Source organism: uncultured Sphingomonas sp., from assembly GCF_964250165.1.
Lineage (GTDB): Bacteria > Pseudomonadota > Alphaproteobacteria > Sphingomonadales > Sphingomonadaceae > Sphingomonas.
Window position 1 is genome coordinate 1 of record NZ_CAXUEK010000121.1, and the last position, 5,228, is coordinate 5,228.

General features: G+C 68.6%; 4 protein-coding genes, 1 tRNA gene and 1 pseudogene. 1 reads left to right on the plus strand and 5 read right to left on the minus strand.

What is annotated here, in order from left to right; translation table 11 throughout:
• The 5 genes and pseudogenes from ACFE64_RS14990 to ACFE64_RS15010 all read right to left on the minus strand — a co-directional run.
• Nucleotides 1-757: pseudogene (locus ACFE64_RS14990) on the minus strand (glutamate synthase large subunit); the annotation flags it as partial.
• Nucleotides 757-1,497 carry a DUF2059 domain-containing protein gene (locus ACFE64_RS14995; protein WP_375393260.1) on the minus strand — a complete coding sequence of 247 codons (741 nt, stop codon included), beginning with the start codon at nt 1,495-1,497 and terminating at the stop codon, nt 757-759. The pseudogene ACFE64_RS14990 and the gene ACFE64_RS14995, both read right to left, overlap by 1 nt.
• A gap of 35 nt (nt 1,498-1,532) precedes the next feature.
• Nucleotides 1,533-2,975 carry an NAD(P)-dependent oxidoreductase gene (locus ACFE64_RS15000; RefSeq protein ID WP_375393261.1) on the minus strand — a complete coding sequence of 481 codons (1,443 nt, stop codon included), beginning with the start codon at nt 2,973-2,975 and terminating at the stop codon, nt 1,533-1,535.
• Nucleotides 2,976-3,125: 150 nt separating this feature from the next.
• The gene (locus tag ACFE64_RS15005; protein WP_375393262.1) at nt 3,126-3,935 is read right to left on the minus strand and encodes an undecaprenyl-diphosphate phosphatase; all 810 of its coding nucleotides are present in this window, start codon (nt 3,933-3,935) and stop codon (nt 3,126-3,128) included.
• On the minus strand, nt 3,932-4,882 hold the full coding sequence (locus ACFE64_RS15010; RefSeq protein ID WP_375393263.1) for a complex I NDUFA9 subunit family protein: 951 nt from the start codon (nt 4,880-4,882) through the stop codon (nt 3,932-3,934). The genes ACFE64_RS15005 and ACFE64_RS15010 overlap by 4 nt, the downstream gene beginning before the upstream one ends.
• A 98-nt stretch (nt 4,883-4,980) precedes the next feature.
• On the opposite strand from ACFE64_RS15010, the gene ACFE64_RS15015 reads away from it, so the two are divergent.
• Nucleotides 4,981-5,067: transfer RNA gene (locus ACFE64_RS15015), tRNA-Leu, on the plus strand.
• The last annotated feature ends 161 nt before the right edge of the window (nt 5,068-5,228 follow it).

The following is a 5,228-nucleotide window of genomic DNA, read 5'->3' on the forward strand; positions in this document are numbered from 1 at the left end:
CCAGCCACCATTGCGGGAAGGTGTTGGTGGAATAACGCTGGTGGAAGATCGCGACCCGGCTCTCGAAACGTGTATCCTGCAGGTCCGGGTAGAAGTCCGACAGGCTCTCGGCGAGGAACAGGCCCTTGTAGACGATCGAGCGGCACGACAGCGAGCAGATGTAGAAGCCCTGGATCTGCGCCGCGATCACCCGCTTCTCGATGCGCCGGCGGACGAGATAGAGCGTCTTCTCGAACTCCGCGGCCGTCGCCGCATCGGGCAGCGGGCCGGCGATCATGATCTGCTCGATCTCGGGCCGGGTCGTCTGCGCCTTCAGCCCGATCACCGAGACGTCGACGGGCACCTGCCGCCAGCCATAGATGGTGAAGCCGGCCTCGATGATGACGCTCTCGACGATGGTGCGGCAGCTTTCCTGCGCGGAGAGGTCGGTGCGCGGCAGGAAGATCATGCCGACGGCCAGCCGGTTGGGCTTGGGGCGGTGGCCGGCGGCCGCGATCGCGTCGTCGAAGAAGCCTTGCGGCAGGTCGAGGTGCAGACCGGCGCCGTCGCCGGTCTTGCCGTCCGCATCGACCGCGCCGCGGTGCCATACCGCCTTCAGCGCCTCGATGCCCGCGCGCACGACGCGGCGCGAGGGCTTGCCGTCCGTCGCGGCGATCATGCCGACGCCGCATGCGTCCGTCTCGAACTCGGGGCGATACATGCCGTGCTCGGCGAGGTGGGCGTGCGCGGCGTCTAGGCCTGACAACGTCGGGAGCATTAGCGCTTCCTTCCTGTTCCGGTCATTTTCCGCGGCGATCCAGACGAGGCAAGAAACCGGGTCGCAGCGGCCTGCATAGCCATCTTTACGTGCGGTTCCGCATCTCGGTCGAGCTGTTGCGCCTCGACGCTCATGCGATCGAGGAGTTTCTCGCGAATATTCTGTATCTTCTGGCCGGCAGAGCTTTCCATAAAATCGGCAAGCGCAGCCATATCTTTTGCCGACATAGTCGTGTCTGCAGACTTGGAATTTACGTCTGCAAACTCCCTCAGCTCCGAAACCGTTGAAGGAGGAATATCCTCAGTGGCTGTCAAACGGCGGGTGGCCGGTCCGCTGCTATACTTTTCTATAAAACGTTGCCCCACCGGACTTGAATAGAATGTCACTGCTTGTCGCAATTCATCGTCTGACAGCGAGGCGGAATAAATCTGCCCCTTTGCAATCCAGTTCGCCCTAAGATGGTCGTTAGTCACATGGATGACGGCATCAACGCCGGCATTCACCATAGCCGAGATCAGGCCGGGATGGGATCGATCGAGCCGCACGACATCGGGCTGGTTCCGAAGATTGGCCTCGAACCTGGGTGGGATTGCGGCTCGGTCGAGCTTCTCTACGCGCTCGCGGCTTTGAAGCAGCGATGCGAGTTGCGTCCCAAGTGCGTCGGGTTCGACAGTATTTGATGCACCTTGTTGCACAGGAGCCAGTGCAAGCGCTGGCAAATGGATCAAAGCGGAAGCCACAGCGGCCAATGCTAGCGATCGCCTATCTATGCCCATCACGCCGCCAGTCTCTCGCTCGCCGCTCTGGCGCGGAGCCAGCGGTGCATCGCCGCCGCGGCGTCGCGGCCGTCGCGGATGGCCCAGACCACCAGGCTGGCGCCGCGCACGATGTCGCCGGCGGCGAACACGCCCTCCAGGCTCGTCATCAGCGTCTTGCCGTCGACCAGCACCGTGCCCCAGCGGCTGACGTCGAGCCCGGGCGCGTCCCACAGCTGCGGCAGCGGCTCCGCATCGAAGCCGAGCGCCCGGACGACGAGGTCGGCGGGCGCATCGAGCGGCTCGCCAGGCTCGGGCTCGGGCGCGCGGCGGCCGCTCGCGTCGGGCGCGCCGAGCCGCATCCGGCGGTAGCGCACGTCCGTCACCCGCTCGTCTCCCGCGATCTCCGCCGGTGCGGCCAGCCATTCGAAGCGGACGCCCTCTTCCTCGGCATTGGCCACCTCGCGCTGCGAGCCCGGCATGTTGGCGCGGTCCCGGCGATACAGGCAGGTGACGCTCGCCGCGCCCTGGCGGACGGCGGTGCGCACGCAATCCATCGCGGTGTCGCCGCCGCCGATCACCACCACCCGGCGCCCGCGCGCGTCCAGCGATCCGTCGTCGAAGGCGGGCACCGCGTCGCCGAAGCCCTTGCGATTGGAGGCGGTGAGATAATCGATCGCCTCCACCACGCCGTCACGCTCATCGCCCGCGACATCGACTGCACGGGCGCGATAGACGCCGGTGGCGATCAGCAGCGCATCGTGGCGCTGCCGCAACTGATCGAGCGTCGCGTCGCGCCCGACCGCAAAGCCCTGGTGGAACACGATCCCGCCCGCCGCCAGCCGCTCGACCCGACGCATCACCACCGGCTTCTCCAGCTTGAAGCCGGGAATGCCATAGGTCAGCAGTCCGCCCGCACGATCGTGCCGGTCGTAGACATGGACCTCGTAGCCGGCGAGCCGCAGCTGCTCGGCGGTCGTCAGCCCGGCGGGGCCGGCGCCGATCACGCCCACCGACTGGCCGCGCCCCGGGCCGGGGACGAGCGGCTCCACCCAGCCTTCCGCCCAGGCCGTGTCGGTGATGAACTTCTCCACCGCGCCGATCGTCACCGCGCCGTGGCCGGCGAACTCGATCACGCAATTGCCTTCGCACAGCCGGTCCTGCGGGCAGATGCGGCCGCAGATCTCGGGCATCGAGGAGGTGGCATTGGACAGCTCATACGCCTCGCGCAGCCGGCCCTCGGCGGTCAGGCGCAGCCAGTCCGGGATGTGGTTGTGGAGCGGGCAATGCACCGTGCAGTAGGGCACGCCGCATTGCGAGCAGCGCCCGGCCTGATCTTCCGCGTCCGGGACCGCGTAGCGCGCCGCGATCTCGGCGAAGTCGGCCGCGCGCTCGCCCGCCACGCGCTTGCTGGGATAGGCCTGATCCCGGCCGACGAACTGCTGCATGGTGTCGACGGCCATAAGTCTCACACGCGCAAGTTGATGACGTTCATCTCCTTAATAGGTGACCATCGGCATAGCTAGTAAGTAACGCTGACCTAAACAGATGTAAATTGCAGTGCTTTCGACCCCTCGCGCAGCTTTCAGGAAATGGATAAAGCCGAAACGGCTCTATACGGAATGAAGAGCGATCAGAGCGACAGCGCCCGCCGCGATCCGGTACCAGGCGAACGGGGCGAAACCACGCCGGCCCACGAAGGTGACGAACCCTCGCACCACAAGGAGCGCGACGACGAACGCGACGAGCGCGCCCACGCCGATCGCCGCCCAGCCGACGCCGCCGCCGCTCGCCAGCGCCTGCCGATTCTTCAGCAGCTCCACCGCGCTCGCGCCGAGCATGGTCGGGATCGCGAGGAAGAAGGAGAATTCCGCCGCGGTCCGCCGCTCCACGCCCAGCGCCACCCCGCCCAGGATCGTCGCGCCCGAGCGGCTGACCCCGGGCACCATCGCCAGGCACTGGATGAGGCCGATGCCCGCCACGGTCGGCAGTGGCACGTCGGCGACGCCGCGGACCTTGCCGGGCCGGGCGAGCCGCTCGACGAGCAGGATCGCGACGCCGCCGACGATCAAGGCCACCGCCACCACCTGCGCGTTGGCGAGCAGCGCCTCCACCCGCTTGTGGAGCGCCAGGCCGATCACCGCGGCGGGCAGGAAGGCGACCAGCAGGTTGCGCACGAAGCGGATCGCGCCCGGCTGCCACCGCGCCAGCCCGCCCAGCACCGTCGCGAAGGTCCGCCAATAGAGCACCACGATCGCCGCGATCGCGCCGAGCTGGATGACGACGTTGAACACCGCCCAGCGCGCCGCGTCATAGCCGAGCAGGCGCGTCGCCAGGATCAGGTGGCCGGTGGAGGAGACGGGCAGGAACTCGGTCACGCCCTCGACCACGCCGAGGATCGCGGCGGTAAGAAGATCGCTCACCGCGTGCTCGCCAGCTCGATCGCGCGCTCGGAGAAGCGGCCCTGGCGGCGGTAGCGCACCAGCCAGGCCGGCGCGACGCCCGCCATCGGCGTCGCCGGCACGCCGAACGCGGCGAGCCCCGCCGCCTCGCTGCCGACCACATTGTCCTGCTGGAGCATGAGCCACTGGTCCCACGTCAGCGGCGCGCCCGGCAGTGCGCCGGCGCGGGCGATCAGCGCCCCCGCGGCGTCGGGCAGATTGAGGAAGGCGGGGCGGCGGTGAATGGTGGCGGCGATCCAGCGCAGCAGCGCGCCCATGGTGAGGACGTCCGGCCCGCCCAGCTCCGCGGTCAGCCCGGCATACCGCCCAGGCTCGGTCACGGCGAAGCGGATCGCATCGGCCACGTCGGCGACGAACACGGGCTGGAAGCGCGCGCCGCCGCGCACCACCGGCACCACCGGCGTGCGCGCGATCAGCTGGGCGAAGCGGTTGAGGAACTGGTCCTCCTGCCCGAACACCACTGAGGGGCGCAGGATGGTCGCCCCGGGAAAAGCGGCGTGCACCGCCGCTTCGCCGCCCGCCTTGGATTTGCCGTAGCGGGACGGCGAGGACGAATCCGCGCCGATCGCGGAGACATGGACGAGTGCCTCGACTCCGGCCCCCGCCGCCGCCTCGGCGACGGCGCGTGCCCCGTCGACATGGACGCGCTCCATGCCCGCGCCGAAGGTGCCGACGAGGTTGACCACCCCGTGCGCGCCCTCGACCGCGCGGCGCACGGTATCGGCGCGCAGGATGTCGGCCGCGACGAATTGCGTCTGGCCGAGGCCGCCGAGCGGCTTCAGGAAGAACGCGCGCCGGGGATCACGCTCGGCGAAGCGCACCCGCGCGCCCGCCCGGAGCAGCGCCTGCGCGGCGTAGCGGCCGAGAAAGCCGGCGCCCCCGAACAGCGTGACCAATCTGCCTTCCATGCGTCCAACCTCGTCCGCGACCGGCCCGCGGCCCTGCCCGGCCGCGCGCCCGTTGACAAGGCTCCCGCCGCTTCTCTACAGGCCCGCGCCTACCCCGTGCCCAGATGGCGGAATTGGTAGACGCACCAGCTTCAGGTGCTGGCGGTCGCAAGGCCGTGGAGGTTCGAGTCCTCTTCTGGGCACCACTCCCGATCAAGAGAGGGCACCATAGGTGCTCTCTGATTGGTGTCGTCGTTGGCGGCGAGTTCCAGCGGTTTGATCGAGCCTGTGATCGTGATCGTGCCCGGCGCAACCACGACCTTGTCGATGAACCGACGCGCATAACCTTGGCGGACGTTGCTGTCTT

Coding starts and splice junctions, on each gene's coding strand:
- ACFE64_RS15010 (WP_375393263.1), bottom strand. CDS start 4,882: ATGGAAGGCAGATTGGTCACGCTGTTCGGGGGCGCCGGCTTTCTCGGC.
- ACFE64_RS15000 (WP_375393261.1), bottom strand. CDS start 2,975: ATGGCCGTCGACACCATGCAGCAGTTCGTCGGCCGGGATCAGGCCTAT.